The following is a 17,219-nucleotide window of genomic DNA, read 5'->3' as shown; positions in this document are numbered from 1 at the left end:
AGTGACTGACGCGAATACGCCAGCCATTGCCTGCCAGAATCTCTGGCAGGTCTTTGGCCAAGGCGCAGACAAAGCCCTGACCGACGCGCTGACTCGGTCAGGGAATGACGCAGACAAAGCCGCCGCCGATCTGCGCGAACATGGGTTCATCCCGGCTGTTCAGGACGCCAATTTCGACGTTAAGGAAGGCGAGCTTTTCGTCATCATGGGGCTGTCGGGGTCCGGTAAGTCCACGCTGATCCGCTGTATCTCGCAACTGCTGCCTGGAACGGGCGGCGAGATCCGGGTCGACGGTGAAAACGTCATTGGAGCACCGAAGAAAGCGCTGACCGAATTGAGGCGCAAAAAACTGGGCATGGTGTTCCAGCATTTCGGCCTGTTTCCACATATGACTGTTGCCGAGAACGTTGCCTATCCTTTGCGCGTTCAGGGCGTTGGCAAAAAGGAACGTCTGGCTCGTGCGCAAGAAGTGGTCTCGCTGGTCGGTCTGGAGGGGCGCGAAGATAGCTTCCCGCGCCAGCTTTCGGGTGGTCAGCGGCAACGTGTCGGAATCGCGCGGTCCCTGGCCGTGAACCCTGACATTTGGTTTCTGGATGAACCATTCTCGGCCCTCGATCCCCTGATCCGCCGCCAGTTGCAGGACGAATTCCTGCGCATTCAGGCGACGCTCAAGAAATCCATCGTCTTTATCACGCACGATATCCAAGAAGCGCTGAAACTGGCCGACCGCATCGCCATCATGCGGGATGGCAAGATCGTCCAGATCGGCACGCCGACTGACATTGTCCTGCGTCCGGTCGACGACTATGTCCGAGAGTTTTCGAAGGACGTGGCGAAGGGCCAGCACGCCAAGGTCGCTTCGGTCATGCGGGATGACGATCAGCGGGGGCCGGACGATCCGGGCCTGACCACGTCAATGACTTTGGACGCAGCACTGGCGCACTGCATGGAACTGTATGAACCCGTTCCGGTGCGCGACGAAAACGGCAACATTGTCGGGACGGTTCATCCTTCTGATCTCGCCGCCGCGCTGCAGGTGGAAGAAACATGACGGCCGTAACGGATCTCCCGTCGCAACACGCGTCGCATCTTACGGTAGGTGCGAAGGCTGCATTGATCACTGTTGTTGTCGGAGCTATTTGCCTCGCGCTGGAAGGTGTTGCGCCGTGGCTGGTCAAGTGGCCCACTGCTTGGGAACTGCCGGCCACACAATGGGTCGGAGCGTTTCTGGACTGGTTTCTGAACGGTATCAAACCAGCGATGCGGTTGTTTTCCGACCTGATGGCTTACCCAATGTACTGGGCCAACGTGCTACTTGGTAGCCAGCCGTGGCCAATAGAGCCAATCGATTTGAGCGAGCCAATTGAGCCAATCGTCACGCCGTGGCCACTTGTCATTGCTGTTGTTACTGCAATTGGGTGGTATTTAGGCGGTCTGCCGATGGCTACGCTCGGCTTTCTGGGACTCAGCTTTGTTTTGGCGTCTGGCTATTGGACTGAAAGCATGAGCACGCTTGCGTTGGTTTCAGTATCAGTTCCTGTCGCGCTAGTCGTTGGCGGTGCCATTGGCATCCTCGCCAATGAAGTGCCGCGCGTGAAGTCCTTTGTTCAGGCCGTACTGGACGTGATGCAGACGGTTCCGACCTTTGCATATCTGACACCGCTGTTGCTTCTGTTCGGCTTTGGCCCGGTGGTCGGCCTGATCGCCTCGGCCATTTATGCAGCCCCGCCCATGGCCCGTAACGTGATGCTGGGTCTGGAACGGGTCGAGCCCGAGATCAAAGAGGCCGCGATCATGTCCGGCGGCACGCGATTCCAGCAACTGTTTCAGGTCGAAATCCCGGCTGCAGCCACGCAGATCATGGTGGGTGTGAACCAATGCCTTATGGCCGCCTTGTCGATGGTCATCATCGCCGCCGTTATCGGCGGTTTCAACGACATCGGTTGGGAGGTTCTGCTGACCATGCGCAAGGCCCAGTTCGGTGAATCGCTGTTGGCCGGTCTGGTCATCGTGGTCTTTGCAGTGGTCATCGACCGCATGAGCGGCACGCTGGCGACCGAGCGCAAACGGTATGATCAACGCGTCGTCTGGGCGATTCTGGTATTCACCGCCCTGTTCACCGCCGCCTTCTGGGCGTGGCTGCCGAACCCGTCCGAATTGACCCTTTTGGACCCGGTGGCCGAGGCTGTCGACAGTGGCCTGACCGCGTTCACGCAAGCCAACGGCCCTTGGCTGGACGCGCTCAAGAACAACTCTTTGTTCTATGTGCTGCTGCCGTTGCGGATCGGGTTGGACCAAGCCGTTCTGCCGTTCACTTGGGGTTTCCAATGGACGCCGGGTATGAGTTTTGGCCTGTTCGCCGTCGGTGCCGCAATCGCCGCGCTGATGGCATGGCGCGGTCACCTGACCGGCGGTTTGGTCGTGCTGATCCTGATCGGTATGTTGGAGACCGGCATCTCAAACCTGCCTTGGCCCTTTGTCCTGACCGGGGCCGCCGCGCTCAGCTTTGTCGCGGGTGGCTGGCGTCTGGCGGCGCTTTCGGTTGGGTTGCTGTGCACCATCCTGGTTTCCGGCCTGTGGGAGCGGGCGTTGCTGTCGCTTTATCTGAGTGGTGCCGCCGTGTTTTCCTGCGCGGTGGTCGGAGGGTTGATCGGCTTGGCCAGCGCTGTATGGGAACCGGTTTGGAAAGTCGTTCGCCCAATTTGCGACATGCTGCAGACGATCCCTCTGTTCGTGTTCCTGATCCCGGTTCTGATGGTGTTCCAGATTGGCGAGTTCTCGGCCTTTCTGGCGATCTGCGCCTATGCAATCGTTCCGATGATCCGCTACACGCGGCATGGGCTGGTCAATACGCCCGAAGAAATGATGGAGGCCGCCATTTCCAGTGGTGCGACCGAGTGGCAGATCATGCGCGATGTGCGCGCACCTTATGCCGCGCCAACGATCCTGCTGGGGCTGAACCAAACCATCCTCTACGCTTTCGCCATGCTGGTGATCGCCGCTTTGATCGGGACCACCGGTCTTGGCCAGTCGATCTATCTGGCATTGGGTCAGGCAGATGTAGGTCTGGGGATCTCGGCTGGTGCCGCCATGGCGATTCTGGCGCTCGTTGCTGATCGTATCGTCCAGGGGTTTGCCGAAGAACAGCGCAAAGCGTTGGGACTGTAAAACAGGGCAGGGGCGGCGCGTTCGCCCCATTGCCCGCACTTGATTTCGGACAAGGACCATATCGAGTCAGGGCGTTAAACCCCGACCAACACGTTCGGAGAATACTATGACCGGTTGGGCCTTTTTCCTCGCAGCACTGATCACATTTCTTCTCAGCCACGCCATACCCGTGCGTCCCGGAGTGCGGGGGCGGCTGATCGAAACCTTGGGACGCAGAGGTTACTTTGCGGGGTATTCCGCACTGTCCCTGCTGGTACTTGCGTGGTTGATCGTGGCAGCGGCACAAGCGCCGTATGTAGAGGTCATCCCGCCATTCGCCATTTTTCGCTGGGCGCCTCTTCTGGTGATGCCGGTCGTGTGCTGGCTGGCGGTCGCGGGACTGTCCATCCAGAACCCGTTTTCCTTTGGCGGGATGGGGCATCGCGCGTTCGATCCGGAAAATCCCGGCATCCTGCGCACCACCCGCCACCCGATTCTTGCCGCATTGATGCTATGGGCCGGTGCGCATTTGCTGGCCAATGGCAGCCTGTCCCACGTTATCCTGTTTGGTCTGTTTGCGGGCTTTGCAGTAATGGGAATGGCCTTGATCGACCGTAGAAAAGCGCGCGAAATGGGTATGGAATGGACGCGCCTGTCCCGCAACACGGCACGGTTTTCGCTGCGTCCTCCGCGCCCGTGGCCGCGCCGTTGGGTGTGGCTGACCTCGATCGCAATTTTTATGGTTCTGCTTCACCTGCACGCATCTGTGATCGGACTTTCTCCGTTGCCTTAGAGCAGGGGAGTGGTCGGGCAGGCACTTGCGTGCTATCTGGAATGTCACAATTTTGTACCAAGGGGTCCTTCGATGTATCTGGCCTATGTCACCACCACTGACCGCGGCGCAACCGACCGGCTGCTGAGCGCGGTTGCCGAACGCCTGCTGTCCAAAGGCGCGAGCCTGGCTGGCGTGGTGCAAACCAACACCGAATGTGCCGACAGCAGCAAATGCGACATGGACGTCCGGGTTCTACCGGAAGGAGAGACCATTCGCATCTCGCAGTCCCTGGGTGAGCAGTCGCGCGGTTGTCGTTTGGACCCGGCCGCACTGGAACAAGCCGTCGGATATGTCACCGCATCTTTGGCCGATGCACCGCACCTGCTGATCATCAACAAATTCGGCAAGCACGAGGCCGACGGGCGCGGGTTCCGCCCTGTGATTGCCGAGGCGTTGGCCCAAGACATTCCTGTGTTGGTTGGTGTGAATGGTCTGAACAAGGAAAAATTCGACGAATTCACCGGCGGGGCCGCGGAACAGATCGGGTCAGATCTTGAAAGCATCACTGCCTGGTTCGACCGCGTCACAGCGCAACGGGTGGCTGCAGCCTGACAAAGCTCCCGTAAGGTAAGCTTCTGTTTTCCTGACTTGTTTCGTAGCACGTGTGCTGCAATCCTCTCGCCCGGAGGAGAATTCACATGTGGACCAACTGGGCCGGAAACCAGCGCGCCGACACGCCAATCGCGCGGCCGTCGTCAATTGCGGACCTGCAACAGGCGGTTGCGCAACCCCAAACTATGCGCGTTTTGGGTGCGGGCCATTCTTTCACGCCGATTGTCGCAGGTGGAGATCGGATACTGGACCTTTCGGGGCTCGACCTGCCCATTTTGGGTGAGGCGACAGAGGGCCGCGTATGGGTCAACGCCAATGCGCGGTTGCGTGACCTGTCTCTGGCGTTGGCGGATCGGGGGCTGGCTTTCCGCAATCTCGGGGATATCAACGCACAATCATTGGCGGGCGCTGTTTCGACGGCGACCCATGGAACCGGTCGCGGGCTTCCGTGTCTGGCGGCAGAAATCACCGCAGCCAAGATGGTCGGAGCGAACGGGGATATCTTGTCTGAGGACGATATCTCTCTTGAAATTGCGCAGGTTACGCTGGGCATGTTGGGAATTTTGATCGAGGCGGAAATCTCGGTCGTGCCGAAATACAACTTGCGTCGACAGGTTCAGTTGTCATCGGTCGCAGAAAGCTTGGTCACGATGCACCAGAAATGGGCGGACAACCGAAATTTCGAGTTCTTCTACATCCCGTTCACAGGAAAGACTGTGGAACTTCGCCATGCCTTGACCGAAGCGCCAGAGAGCAAAGCGCCGCGTGATCTGGATATGATCGCCGTGAAAGTGCTGAAACTGGCACGCAGTGTGGGCAGGGTCAGCGAAGGTCTGCGAGCAGCGATCCTGAAACTTCTGACACTTGCTCAATCCGACGAGGACTATGTCGGCGAAAGCTGGCGCGTCCTTTGCAGCGATCGGCGTATACAGTTCAAGGAAATGGAGTATCATCTGCCGCCTGACGTGGCAGGTGATGTGCTGCAAGAGGTCCTGACCCGACTGCACCGTGACCACAAGGACATCTATTTCCCGATCGAGGTTCGTCAGACGGCGGGTGACACGGCCTGCTTATCTCCATTTCAGGGTGGGCCGCGCATATCGATTGCCATCCACACCGACGCGAGTGAAGATCACCAGAGGTACTTCGAAGCGATCGAACCGCTGTTTGTCGAAGCCGGAGGACGCCCTCATTGGGGCAAGATGCACAACTTGACATATAAAGACCTGTCCGCGCTCTACCCGGATTTCGACCGGTTTTGTGAATTGCGGGAACAGCTTGATCCGACCGGTAAGTTCTTGACCCCCGCGCTTGCCCGGCTGTTTCGCCCATGAATGAGACCTACCTAAAAAACCTGTCTGATATGCTGCGGTCACATGGCGTGGACAAGCCCGTGGTCGTCGTGGATCTGGACCTGCTAGACGCCAATTGCGCCGTGGCCCAGGGCAGCGCGGACGCAGGGCTGGCGCGCCGTCTGGTCGCCAAGTCCTTGCCTTGCCTGCCATTGCTGGATCACATTCGGGCGCAGATTCCGGCCTCTGGCCTGATGACGTTTTCCGAACCGATGCTTCAGGCGCTTTTGACGGTCGAGCCCGAGACGGACCATCTGGTCGGTAAGCCCTTGCCCGTCAGCTCTGCCGCGAGACTCCTGTCGGCGAATGCAGGTGCAGCCATGCGCGTCCAATGGTTGATCGACACTCCGGTTCGACTTGGCGAGTATCTGGCATTGGCTTCGGACCAGCAGCTGTGTCTGCGGTTTTCGCTGGAGCTTGATATCGGCCTGCACCGCGGTGGAATTCGGCCCGAACGCGTGTCAGAGATCGCTCAACGCATCGCTGCGCACCCTTACGGCCAGCTTGCCGGGGTCATGGGGTACGAGGCGCATCTGGCCAAGCTACCGGGTATTTTGCGCAAACGGGCGGCGAGAACCAGCTCTGACGCGTTCAAGGCGGCAGTGTCTGCATTGCCAAATGGCGGGACCGGTATGTGCCTGAACACAGGCGGCAGTCTGACATTTCAATCCTACCTTGCAGATGGCGCCGCAAACGAGGTGGCTTTTGGTTCGGTTCTGGTCAAGCCCGGCGATTTCGATCACCCAACCACTCAGGCTTTTCAGCCAGCGGCATTCATCGCTACGCCGATCCTCAAAACGATGCCAGGAAACGCCCTGCCTGGACTGGATTTTTTGCCTCGGCGAAAAACGGATATTGCGGTGTTCGGCGGTCACTTTCTGGCTGAACCGGTCTTTCCCGAGGGGTTTGGCTATTCCGGAGTGTTTGGCCGGTCCAGCAACCAAGAGGTCTGGACGGGATCAGATATGGCCAACGTCGCAGCTGGTGATATCGCATTGCTGCGACCGACCCAAAGTGAGGCTGTACTGAACCAGTTCGGGCCGCTGTTGGCCGTCAGAGGACGGAAAGTTTCGCAAGAGTGGGATTGCCTGCCAAATTAGTGGGAAGCAGTCCGCCTCAGATCCGGGCGTGCGTTTCCATGTGACGCGGCATCTGCTCCGTTCAGATGGCTTCATCCTTGGCAGTTTATCCGCCTCAGATTCTAACCTGATGTCCGGTCTGCAGCTCAGCATCAGTCCGAGTGCACCCAGCAAATTCAGCTTTTTGGCTTCAATTTGGGAAAATTTCGCCGCGAATGATTGCAACGAACTTCGTCAAGATGGTCCGTGTGCGCTACAGAATCGAACACGTGCGCATCCCCAGCAGCGGAAACACCATTTCTTTCAATTGCTTGAAGAAGTGGTGGGCGACCCTGGAATCGAACCAGGCGTGCGTCTCCGCGAGGGAGTTACAGTCCCCTGCCACACCTTGCGGCCTGTCGCCCACTGTCAGGCGTTGCACCTGACGTGGAGGCGTGATTACTAGCGCCTTGAAGGAGCGTCAACAGGAAAATTCCGCTTTGACGCAGGAAACCGATTTCCCGGCCCGGAGGCCCAAGAAATGAAGAAACCCAAGTGGATCGTTGAAAAGGAACAGGCGCGCAAAGCTGCCGCGTCAGAAACAGTTTGGCTGTTCGGTTTGCATGCCGTTCGGGATGCTTTGATGAACCCGAAAAGGCAAAAGCTCCGTCTGATCGTGACGCGAAATGCGCGGGACAAGCTGGCGGAAGCCATTGAATTTGCTGGAATCGAAGCCGAGATGGTTGATCCGCGTAAATTCACCGCCCCGTTTGATCCAGGCTCGGTTCACCAGGGGGCTGCGCTTGAGGTCAAGCCGTTGGATTGGGGCGGACTGGCCGAGAACTGCATCGGGCGTGAGCATCCTCGTGTCATTTTGCTGGACCGAGTCACCGATCCCCATAACGTCGGGGCGATTCTGCGTTCGGCCGAGGTTCTGGGCGCCAGTGCCGTGATCGGCACGCGGCACCACTCTGCGCCGGAAACGGGCGCGCTGGCAAAAACAGCGAGTGGTGCGCTGGAGCGTCAACCCTATTTGCGGGTAAGAAACCTAGCCGATGCGATCGTCGAGTTGCAGAACATGGGCTTTCTGGTTCTGGGACTGGATGGAGAAGCCGAAAATACAATCGAAAATGCGCTTGGCGGAAAGCTGGACCAGCCTGTCGCACTGGTGCTGGGGGCTGAGGGGCCAGGTCTGCGGCAAAAGACCAAGGAAACCGTTGATCAACTGGTGAAAATCGACGCAGCCGGCGGGTTTGGCTCTCTCAATGTCTCAAATGCTGCCGCAATTGCCTTATATGCTTCAAGGCATCGATAGACAGGAGAGTCCCATTTCCAGCCCTTCCAAAATTGCCACCTGCTGTTACTGCGGAACGCGCGCTGCGTTGGTTTTGCAGGGGAAGCAGCGTCATGAACTCAGTTGTTCCAGCTGCGGGGCCCCTTTGCACGACCTCAAGATGGTTCCAAAGCACAAGCTGACTGAAAACAAGGCGAAACGCGACAACTACAAGTCCACGACCCCGAAAAAGAACAAAAAGAAAAAGAAGAAAAAGGGCGTTTTTGCGCGCGTCTTCGATGAGGCATGGGATGTTGTCGAGGATATCTTTGATTGACGCGGCTCTGGTGCGACACAGGCGTTCACAACCACGTTAATAGGGGTGTTACATGCGACAAAAGATTGCATTTTGATACCCTGATTTTGTAACCGTGAACACGCGATGCCAACCAGACGATTCATTCTCGGCGCGATAGCCGCCGCTGCGTTTCTTCCTGCCGCTCACGCGCAGGACATGCCCGTCTATTTTGAGACGGATGGCGCAGTCATGGCCGGTTATGACCCGGTCTCGTATTTCAGTGGTGGAATCCCGGTTCAGGGGCTGCCGGAATACTCCGTCATTTGGAAAGGTGCCGAGTGGCATTTCGCATCTGCCGAAAACCGTGACCTGTTCGAGAGCAATCCGCGCGCCTATGCGCCCCAGTTTGGCGGATACTGCGCTTATGCTATGGCGCAAGGTGAGTTGATCAGCACCGATCCGATGTTGTGGGATGTGGTCGACGGTCGGTTGTACCTGACTCACTCCCCCGAGATTGAGCGATTGTGGAACGATGACCGCGCTGAGTACATTCAAATGGCCGAGGAACACTGGCCGGTCGTGTTGTACCATCAATAGGCGATTTTCCGCTTTTTGCGCCCTGTCATCACAAAAATGCGAAACACCTCTTTTTTTCTCAGATCCCATGCTTAAATGTCACAGTGACCGCGGAACGGAACTGCCGCGGGTCATTTCACTGTCCCTCGTTCCAACAACTGGCGCTCAGGTTCGACCTGAGCGCTTTTTTCTTTTCCGCACCGCGTCTAGGGTGATCTCATGACGGATTACACGGACACCTTCCTGAAAGACATCCTGCGCCGCACCAAGGTTGTTGCTGTGGTCGGCGTTTCGATGAACCCCGTGCGGCCCAGTTACTACGTTGCGCGATATCTGTCGCTGAAAGGTTATACGGTCATTCCTGTGAACCCGGGGCATGCCGGGACCGAGCTGTTTGGCCAGACAGTTCGTGCATCACTCGGGGATATCTCAGAACCTGTTGATATGGTGGATATCTTTCGCCGATCTGAGGCTGTCCCGCCGATTGTCGACGAAGCCCTTTCCACATTTCCGAACCTGCGCACGATTTGGATGCAGATCGGTGTCGAACACCCCGGAGCAGCCACTAAAGCCCAAGCGCGCGGCGTTGACGTGGTCATGAACCGTTGTCCCAAAATCGAATATCAGAGGCTGTTCGGCGAACTTCGCATGGGTGGTTTCGCCACGGGTGTGATTTCGTCCAAGCTTTGACCGCTTACGAGCCCGGCGCAAGCTTCAGCCGAGCGACCTGTTCAAGGCGACGTTTTTCCAAAACGACTTCGCGTGGCACCCACTCGTAGCGTGTGTCTTCGAGCAACGGTGACCAGTACAAAACCCCACCATACCGCCATGGGTCCAGGACCACCCCGTCATACATCGTCTCACCCTTACGGCTGATAATGGCGGTGCTGTGGTCGATTCGGATCGGGTTGTCTGCGTTTGCAATTGCCCGATGCAACTCCAGCGTTTCGAAATCTTCCTGCTTTAACCGGCGCTCGATGTCTTCGGCCCAGTGCCAGCACAGCCCTCGCGGTCGTAAACCCTTATTCACCTTGGCATTGTGGATCAGGGGCGGATCGGTGATTTCATACTCCTGCACCAGCTGTGCGGTGTAGGAATAGGCAATGCGAGCGGCACGGTCGGCCTCTTCCGGATCGATATCAGGGCCGAGACTGCGGATTTCTGCCGCCAGCCTTTGAACCTCATCGCCGGTGGTTCGCGGCGGCGCAGAACAGGCGGCAATCGCCAAAACGGAAAGCAAAGCCAATACGAAGGTCAAAGCCCTGGTCATTCCCGCGTCCCTCGATCCGTGTCACACTGATCCCTGACTATACAGGGCAGGGTGGCAGGACGGAACCCGCGCGTTTAGCCCTTGGGGCGAGACGCTTTTTCGGCGATTCCGCTGGTCCCTTGGCGGCGGGCCAGTTCAGCAAACACATCGTCCAGGGCTACGTCCCGCGCGGCAAGCATGACCAGCAGGTGATAGAGCACATCCGCAGCCTCGGACGTCAGTTTTTTCCGATCGCCTTTGACGGCCTCGATGATCGCTTCGATTGCTTCCTCACCGAATTTCTCAGCGCATTTTTCTGGACCCTTGGACAGCAGTTTTGCGGTCCAGCTGGAATCGGGGTCGGTTCCTTTGCGCTCTTCAATCGTTGCGGCCAGATCGTGCAAGGTGCTCATGTCAGCCTCATCGGAATGCCTGCGGCGGCCATGTGTTCCTTGGCCTCGCGGATAGAGTACTCGCCGAAGTGGAAGATAGATGCCGCCAAGACGGCACTGGCCCCGCCTTCCGTCACGCCTTCGACCAGGTGGTCCAGATTGCCGACGCCGCCCGAAGCAATTACAGGGACGTCCACCGCATCCGAGATCGCGCGGGTCAGCGGCAGGTTGAAACCTGCCTTGGTGCCGTCGCGGTCCATTGAGGTCAGTAGAATCTCTCCGGCACCCTTGGCGACGACGGTCTTGGCAAACTCGACCGCATCGATACCGGTGGGTTTGCGGCCACCGTGGGTGAAGATTTCCCATTTGCCGGGGCTGACGGTCTTGGCGTCGATCGCGCAGACGATACATTGGCTGCCAAACTGATCCGCAGCCTCGGCGATGACATCCGGATTGGCCACTGCAGCCGAGTTGAAGCTGACCTTGTCTGCGCCGGCCAAAAGCAGCGCACGAACGTCATCTTTGGTACGAACGCCCCCGCCAACGGTTAGCGGCACAAAGCACTGCTCAGCCGTGCGCTGAACCACATCGAACATGGTGCCGCGATTTTCATGTGTTGCGTGGATGTCCAGAAAGCAGATCTCATCTGCGCCTGCGGCATCATAGGCCTTGGCCGACTCCACCGGGTCGCCTGCATCGCGAAGGCCAACGAAGTTGACACCTTTGACCACGCGGCCATCGGCGACATCCAGACAGGGAATGATGCGGGTTTTCAGCATGTCGGCGTCCTTTGTTGCCGCACCTCTAACGCCAATCCCTCGTTGATGCCAGTGGGGATGAGGCACGACGAAGGAAACGGCTGGGCCAATTGCTAGGCGCCCCCAAACGGATGGAGACGCCAATGTGTGCGGGAGGCTCGAGAAAACGTTAGTTCGAAGCGTTCTCGTCTTTGAGAAACTTGAGCGCAGACAGAAGGTTTGCCTTGTCGTCGGTCCATGGCTCGGTGCCGTCTGGAACGACCAATTGCCACTGTCCGTTGTCGACAAAGCTGTCAATCCTGGCTTTGTCCGGACTGATTATCACAACTTCCGAGGACGACGCGCCCGTACGATCTCTCTGCTCATTGTCGATTTGCAGAAACTGATGGGCAATGTTTAGCCCAAGAGCGTCCGCAATGCGTGCAAGGGGATCAACCAGATCATAGTAACGGTTTGAGACGTGAAAAACCAAAACTCCGTCATCAGCCAAACGCTCTGTATACATCTCGACGGCTTCTTTTGTGATGAGATGCAGTGGGATCGCATCTGAACTGTATGCGTCCAGTACCAGAATATCGAACTCAAAGGGGTTTTGTGCCAGTACGATCCGCGCATCACCAAGGTGTGTTTCGGAAGTTGGTGCGCACTCAGAGACATAGGTGAACATCGACGGATCTCGCGCGACCTGATCAACCATGGTGTCGATTTCGAAGAAGGCCCACGTCTGAGATGGCAGCTTGTAACAGGCCAAGGCTCCGGTACCCAAACCGACAATGCCAATGCTGTCGGACTGACGTCCGAAATCGGACGTTATAACCTGAGCCATTGGACCTTCAGGGTGATAATATGATAAGGGCGTTGGCCGCTTGCCGAAGTCCTCCTCTCGTTGCCAGCCATGCAACGTCGTTCCATTCTGGTATATCCGGTATTTGGAGTTCGAAAAAACAGTGTGCGTACCAAAGAAGCTTCGATCCTGAAGAATGGCGTTATCCTTGGGCGCAATAGCTGGCAGCATGAGAACCAAAACAAGAACGGCAATACGCGTCGGACTGTTTCGAAAGAAGAACATTATGGCTGCCAAAACCGCGGTTGCGACGACCAGGCGCAGGACACCTTCTCCAAGCGGTTTGATATCGCCGACCACACCAAAAATGATGAGCAGCGGATAACTCGCCAACAGGCCCATTGCCATATTTCGCGGTGTAAATGAAGCCTTTGTCAGTAACAGTAGTCCACTGGCAAGTATAAGGGTCAGCTGCGCTTCGATTTCGTCAACGAATACAAATGGTGCCACGATGGAGTTGAACAACCCACCAATTGCGCCTCCGACTGAAAGGGCAATGTAGAACACGGTCAACTGCTCTGCCGGTGGTCGCATTTCGTACAGCAACCTGTGCGCATACAGGGCGATCACGAAGAGAACGGGAACATAGATTAGGATGATGATGGGCGCGGCGTGCTGATTGATCAGGTCGGACAGCAGAACAACACCGACGGCCAGCGCCAGGACCATTGGAATACGCAAGCTTTCTGCGCTCAACTTCTTCCATTTGGCGAAAGCAAAAACAAACGACAAAATGTAAGTCGCCAGAGGTACAACCCAGATTAGCGGAATCGATCCCAAATCTGTGCTGACCTTCGTCGTAAAGGATAGCATCAAAGACGACGGGACGAAGGCGATAACTACCCAGGTCGCAACCTGCCTCAATTTTGGACTGCTGTATGAGATATTTGCGGTGACTGGTGCAAGTGATCCGCCTGATCCGCGGATCGCCACCAGGCCACTTATCAAAAGCAGCCCGCCAAAAACTACGAAGCCAAGGAACCATAGATTGCTGGTTTCACGGGCACCCCAAAAGGGATCGGCCAACAACGGGAAAGCCAGTAGAGCCAGCAATGACCCCACATTGCTGGCGCTGTAGAGAAAGTAGGGATCGTCTGCGGAAGGGCCTCCCGAGCGCGCGTACCATGCCTGCAACAAAGGTGCGTTTGCAGACAGAACTGCAAATGGCAAACCGACACCCAAGGCAAACAATTCAAGAGTTTGCAGTGCGGTTGAACTGGATGCGTCATAACTCCAGCTTTCGCTGATCGAAAGCGGCAAGAACGTCAGAGCGACCATCCAAAACGCCAAATGTGTAACAAGCTGCCAATGCAGCGGCAGCCATTTTGTTAGCAAATGAGCGTAAATGTAGCCAACAATCAGAACCACTTGGAAAAACAGCATTGCTGTTGTCCAAACTGCAGGTGCACCGCCTATTTGCGGCAGAACGAGCTTGGCAAATAGGGGCTGCACGAAAAACAAGAGGCAGGCGCTGACGAAAATAGTCGTGCAGAAACTGAACACTACGCCAATTCTGAACCAAGAATTGTTCAACAATTCTGTGCTTGAAATACTCACGTCTGAAATCCCTGCTCGCTCCCATTGATACGTCAGCTATCCAAGAAATGAGACCAAGTTGGGGCCAATGTGCGCAAAATATCTGTCAGGTCTGGGTATTGTTCTCAAATAATGGACGGTTCGCAGAGGTGATGCCTGGCCAGTGGCAAAGCCCCGCCGATGCCGCAGATGTGATTGTAAGTACGTGAAAAGCTGTGAAAATGAGGATGAAAATTACAGAAGGAAATCCGATATGCGAAAACTGATACTGGCAACAATTCTGACTTTCGGAGGGGCGATGTCTGCCATGGCCGACGATATCATCAAAGTAAACACGGATAAATCAGTGCAAGAGGCGATGGATGCTCTGGAAGCTGCCGTCGGCAATGCCGGCGCGACCGTTTTCGCTCGGGTAGATCACGCAGCGGGTGCGGAAAAAGTCGGGCTGACCATTCCCGCCAATCAGGTTCTGATCTTTGGCAACCCGGCGCTGGGAACGCCCGCTATGCAGATCGATCCGCGCGCGGGGCTATTCCTGCCACTGAAAGTGCAAGCGTACCAAGACGAGAACGGGCAGGTCTGGCTGGCCTATGAAGACCCCAAAGAGACAATGGACGAGCTTGACGCCGTCGAAAACTCACCGGTCATCGAAAAGATGCGCGGTGCTCTGGCAAAGCTGACCTCGGTCGCTTCGCAATAATCACAGTGTGTGTGCCTGCGGGACCACCGCAGGCACACAGCCTTACTTGTTGAGAGTTTTCAGAGCTTCTGCCAGATCAAGCGCGCCGTCATACAGCGCGCGACCCGAAATCGCACCGTTCAGTTCGACACCGCAATCACGTAGTGCGATCAAGTCATCCAATGAACTGACCCCACCCGACGCGATGACGGGAATTGAAACGGCACTCGCCAAAGCTGCGGTGGCTTCAATGTTAGGACCCTGCATCGCACCGTCGCGGTTGATATCAGTGTATATGATTGCCGCGACGCCTGCGTCTTCGAAGCTGCGGGCCAGGTCCGTGACCTGAACGTCAGTTTCTTCGGCCCAGCCTTTCGTCGCAACCAGGCCATTACGCGCGTCGATGCCAACAGCGACCTTGCCTGGAAATGCTTTGGCCGCGTCACGAACCAAATCGGGGTCTTCGACCGCTACGGTGCCCAGAATGACGCGCGCGAGGCCCTTGTCGATCCATGTTTCGATGGTGGCCATATCACGAATGCCGCCGCCGAGTTGTGCGGGCACGTTGCATTCCTTCAGGATGGCTTCAACCGGGGCTGCGTTGACCGGTTCGCCCGCGAACGCGCCGTTCAGGTCTACCAGGTGCAGCCACTCGCACCCGGCATCCACAAAGGCCCGCGCCTGAGCGGCAGGGTCGTCGTTGAAAACGGTAGCCTTGTCCATTTCACCGCGCAGCAGGCGCACGGCCTGGCCGTCTTTGAGGTCGATGGCGGGGTAGAGGATCATGTCAGGCGGCCCTATATCAAAACTGTTCGCGCGGGATATCGCACAAGCAGGGCAGGGGATGCAACGCGACGCAAAGTCAATCTTGCCCGGGGCCGACCTCCGGGCCAGAGTGATGGCAAAACAGGGAGGAGATCATGAAGAAACTTACACTTGCAACGGCGTTTGCGGCCATGGCGGCCAGCGCGGCAGCTGCCGACCCGGTTGACGGGCTGTGGAAGACAGAGCCGGGCGATACCGGCGGTTATCTGCACGTTTCGATTGCGCCGTGCGGCAGTGCCATTTGCGGCACGATCGACTCGGCCTTTGATGGGCAGGGCAATCAGCAGCTGAATTACGAGAACCTTGGCAAACAGATTATCTGGGACATGGTTCCGGAGGGCGGCGGAAGTTATGACGACGGCAAGATCTGGGCACCGGACCGCGACAAGACCTACAGCTCGAAAATGTCACTGGACAATCAGAATACGCTGACCGTCAAAGGCTGCGTCGCTGGTGGAATTATTTGCCGCGGCCAGACCTGGACTCGCGTTCAGTAAACCGTCACGGGTTCCAGGTCAGGAAATTTCCGATCATGCGCAGCCCCACATCCTGACTTTTTTCAGGGTGAAACTGCATTCCAATCATGGTGTCGCGGCCAATCACGGCCGTGACTTCCTGCCCATAGTCCACATAAGCCAGCCGTTGCGTCGGATCGCTGACCCGGAAATGGTAGGAGTGCACAAAGTAGGCGTGATCGCCCGATTGCACTCCGGCAAAGACTGGGTGATCGCTTTCCAGCACCAGATCGTTCCAGCCCATATGGGGCACTTTCAGCGCGTTGTCTGACGGTTCGATCCGCACTACATCGCCTGCGACCCAGCCCAGACCGTTTGTCTCGGTGTATTCGTGGCCCTTGGTGGCCATCAGTTGCATTCCAACGCAGATTCCCAGAAAAGGGCGGCCTTTCTGCTCAACTGCCTCGACCATCGCGTCGTAGATGCCTTTGTGTCCGCGCAGTTCGGCCGCGCAAGCGGGAAAAGCACCGTCACCGGGCAGAACCAAACGGTCCGCACGCGCAACGACGTCCGCATCCGATGTCACGACAACTTCGCCTGCGTCCAGTTCCCGCGCCATACGCTGAAACGCCTTCTCGGCCGAGTGCAGGTTGCCGCTTTCGTAGTCGATAATGGCTGTCAGCATTTACAGCGCGCCCTTCGTAGACGGAATCGCATCGGCTTTGCGTGGGTCAGTCTCTACCGCCAGACGCAATGCACGGGCGACCGCCTTGAACGCGGCCTCGGCAATGTGGTGGCTGTTGAAACCATGCAACTGGTCGATGTGCAGCGTGATGCCGCCATGGGTGCTGAGCGCCTGAAAGAACTCGCGCACCAGTTCGGTATCGAAGTTGCCGATCTTGGGAGTCGGCAGGTCAACGTTCCAGATCAGGAACGGGCGACCCGACAAATCCAACGCGCAACGCACCTGGGCGTCATCCATGGGCAGGTGACACTCGCCATAGCGACGGATGCCCTTCTTGTCGCCCAAGGCCTGCGTCAACGCCTGACCCAGCGCGATGCCGGTATCCTCGACCGTGTGGTGGTCGTCGATGTGATAATCGCCCTTGGCGCGGATCGTCATGTCGATCAGCGAATGGCGCGCAAGTTGGTCCAGCATGTGATCGAAGAACCCAACACCGGTCTGGTTATCATAAGTCCCGGTCCCGTCGAGATTGACCTCGACCGTGATCTCGGTCTCGGCGGTCTGACGGCTGATCTTTGCGCTGCGCATGGGCGAATTCCTTTTGCTACAGGCGCGCTTATAGACGGGGTTTGACCAGCTTATCCAGACCAACCGTCGCAATAGCTGCAATCTGTTGCAGGGGATTGCGCCCGGTGTCGTGCCATG

At 57.3% G+C, this 17,219-nt stretch carries 19 protein-coding genes and 1 tRNA gene; 12 read left to right on the top strand and 8 right to left on the bottom strand.

Annotated features, from left to right (window positions below; all coding sequences use genetic code 11):
- Window position 1: 1 nt before the first annotated feature.
- From MHN28_RS06145 to MHN28_RS06120, 6 genes are all read left to right on the top strand, one after another.
- Window positions 2-1,051 (top strand): betaine/proline/choline family ABC transporter ATP-binding protein, encoded by a 1,050-nt coding sequence (locus MHN28_RS06145; RefSeq protein WP_239337148.1) that lies wholly within the window; start codon window positions 2-4, stop codon window positions 1,049-1,051.
- Entirely contained in the window at window positions 1,048-3,168 is a 2,121-nt protein-coding gene (locus MHN28_RS06140; RefSeq protein ID WP_239337147.1) for a proline/glycine betaine ABC transporter permease, read from the top strand. Before MHN28_RS06145 ends, MHN28_RS06140 begins: the two co-directional genes overlap by 4 nt.
- A gap of 106 nt (window positions 3,169-3,274) precedes the next feature.
- A complete protein-coding gene (locus MHN28_RS06135) occupies window positions 3,275-3,940 on the top strand; it encodes an NnrU family protein (RefSeq protein ID WP_239337146.1) in 666 nt (221 codons plus the stop codon).
- A 72-nt stretch (window positions 3,941-4,012) separates the two neighbouring features.
- Window positions 4,013-4,534, top strand: a complete 522-nt coding sequence (locus MHN28_RS06130; protein ID WP_239337145.1) for a DUF2478 domain-containing protein — start codon at window positions 4,013-4,015, stop codon at window positions 4,532-4,534.
- Between the two features lie 86 nt (window positions 4,535-4,620).
- Window positions 4,621-5,868, top strand: coding sequence for a D-arabinono-1,4-lactone oxidase (locus tag MHN28_RS06125; protein ID WP_239337143.1), 1,248 nt, complete (start codon window positions 4,621-4,623; stop codon window positions 5,866-5,868).
- Window positions 5,865-6,986: an alanine racemase gene (locus MHN28_RS06120; protein ID WP_239337141.1), complete on the top strand. Its 1,122-nt coding sequence runs from the start codon at window positions 5,865-5,867 to the stop codon at window positions 6,984-6,986. The genes MHN28_RS06125 and MHN28_RS06120 overlap by 4 nt, the downstream gene beginning before the upstream one ends.
- Before the next feature lie 299 nt (window positions 6,987-7,285).
- Here the strand turns inward: MHN28_RS06120 and MHN28_RS06115 are convergent.
- Window positions 7,286-7,369, bottom strand: a tRNA-Tyr gene (locus MHN28_RS06115).
- A 116-nt stretch (window positions 7,370-7,485) separates the two neighbouring features.
- On the opposite strand from MHN28_RS06115, the gene rlmB reads away from it, so the two are divergent.
- The 4 genes from rlmB (at window position 7,486) to MHN28_RS06095 (ending at window position 9,781) form a co-directional block, all read left to right on the top strand.
- The gene (gene rlmB, locus MHN28_RS06110) at window positions 7,486-8,259 is read left to right on the top strand and encodes a 23S rRNA (guanosine(2251)-2'-O)-methyltransferase RlmB (protein ID WP_239337139.1); all 774 of its coding nucleotides are present in this window, start codon (window positions 7,486-7,488) and stop codon (window positions 8,257-8,259) included.
- Window positions 8,240-8,554, top strand: a complete 315-nt coding sequence (locus tag MHN28_RS06105) for a hypothetical protein (protein ID WP_370645673.1) — start codon at window positions 8,240-8,242, stop codon at window positions 8,552-8,554. Before rlmB ends, MHN28_RS06105 begins: the two co-directional genes overlap by 20 nt.
- 105 nt (window positions 8,555-8,659) lie before the next feature.
- The gene (locus MHN28_RS06100) at window positions 8,660-9,112 is read left to right on the top strand and encodes a YHS domain-containing (seleno)protein (RefSeq protein WP_239337136.1); all 453 of its coding nucleotides are present in this window, start codon (window positions 8,660-8,662) and stop codon (window positions 9,110-9,112) included.
- A gap of 198 nt (window positions 9,113-9,310) precedes the next feature.
- Window positions 9,311-9,781, top strand: coding sequence for a CoA-binding protein (locus MHN28_RS06095; protein WP_239337133.1), 471 nt, complete (start codon window positions 9,311-9,313; stop codon window positions 9,779-9,781).
- Window positions 9,782-9,785: 4 nt separating this feature from the next.
- On the opposite strand, the gene MHN28_RS06090 is transcribed toward MHN28_RS06095, so the two are convergent.
- From MHN28_RS06090 to MHN28_RS06075, 4 genes are all read right to left on the bottom strand, one after another.
- Window positions 9,786-10,361 (bottom strand): hypothetical protein, encoded by a 576-nt coding sequence (locus MHN28_RS06090; RefSeq protein WP_239337131.1) that lies wholly within the window; start codon window positions 10,359-10,361, stop codon window positions 9,786-9,788.
- A gap of 74 nt (window positions 10,362-10,435) precedes the next feature.
- Window positions 10,436-10,753: a phosphoribosyl-ATP diphosphatase gene (locus MHN28_RS06085; RefSeq protein WP_239337130.1), complete on the bottom strand. Its 318-nt coding sequence runs from the start codon at window positions 10,751-10,753 to the stop codon at window positions 10,436-10,438.
- On the bottom strand, window positions 10,750-11,511 hold the full coding sequence (hisF, locus tag MHN28_RS06080; protein ID WP_239337129.1) for an imidazole glycerol phosphate synthase subunit HisF: 762 nt from the start codon (window positions 11,509-11,511) through the stop codon (window positions 10,750-10,752). Before hisF ends, MHN28_RS06085 begins: the two co-directional genes overlap by 4 nt.
- Before the next feature lie 148 nt (window positions 11,512-11,659).
- Complete coding sequence (locus tag MHN28_RS06075; protein ID WP_239337128.1) at window positions 11,660-13,717, bottom strand: spermidine synthase; 2,058 nt, start codon at window positions 13,715-13,717, stop codon at window positions 11,660-11,662.
- 406 nt (window positions 13,718-14,123) lie between these two features.
- Here MHN28_RS06075 and MHN28_RS06070 point away from each other — a divergent pair, with 406 nt between their 5' ends.
- A complete protein-coding gene (locus MHN28_RS06070) occupies window positions 14,124-14,570 on the top strand; it encodes a DUF302 domain-containing protein (RefSeq protein WP_239337127.1) in 447 nt (148 codons plus the stop codon).
- 42 nt (window positions 14,571-14,612) lie between these two features.
- Here MHN28_RS06070 and hisA read toward each other — a convergent pair whose 3' ends face one another.
- A complete protein-coding gene (gene hisA, locus MHN28_RS06065) occupies window positions 14,613-15,335 on the bottom strand; it encodes a 1-(5-phosphoribosyl)-5-[(5-phosphoribosylamino)methylideneamino]imidazole-4-carboxamide isomerase (protein WP_239337125.1) in 723 nt (240 codons plus the stop codon).
- A 134-nt stretch (window positions 15,336-15,469) separates the two neighbouring features.
- On the opposite strand from hisA, the gene MHN28_RS06060 reads away from it, so the two are divergent.
- Window positions 15,470-15,871, top strand: a complete 402-nt coding sequence (locus MHN28_RS06060) for a DUF2147 domain-containing protein (RefSeq protein ID WP_239337123.1) — start codon at window positions 15,470-15,472, stop codon at window positions 15,869-15,871.
- A 4-nt stretch (window positions 15,872-15,875) separates the two neighbouring features.
- On the opposite strand, the gene hisH is transcribed toward MHN28_RS06060, so the two are convergent.
- Together hisH and hisB are read right to left on the bottom strand one after the other, a co-directional pair.
- Complete coding sequence (gene hisH, locus MHN28_RS06055) at window positions 15,876-16,514, bottom strand: imidazole glycerol phosphate synthase subunit HisH (RefSeq protein WP_239337121.1); 639 nt, start codon at window positions 16,512-16,514, stop codon at window positions 15,876-15,878.
- A complete protein-coding gene (gene hisB, locus MHN28_RS06050; RefSeq protein ID WP_155147315.1) occupies window positions 16,515-17,102 on the bottom strand; it encodes an imidazoleglycerol-phosphate dehydratase HisB in 588 nt (195 codons plus the stop codon).
- Between the last annotated feature and the right edge of the window lie 117 nt (window positions 17,103-17,219).

This window comes from Ruegeria sp. Ofav3-42, from assembly GCF_022347725.1.
In the GTDB taxonomy this organism is placed as follows: domain Bacteria; phylum Pseudomonadota; class Alphaproteobacteria; order Rhodobacterales; family Rhodobacteraceae; genus Ruegeria.
This window is presented reverse-complemented; position numbering and strand designations above follow the sequence as displayed.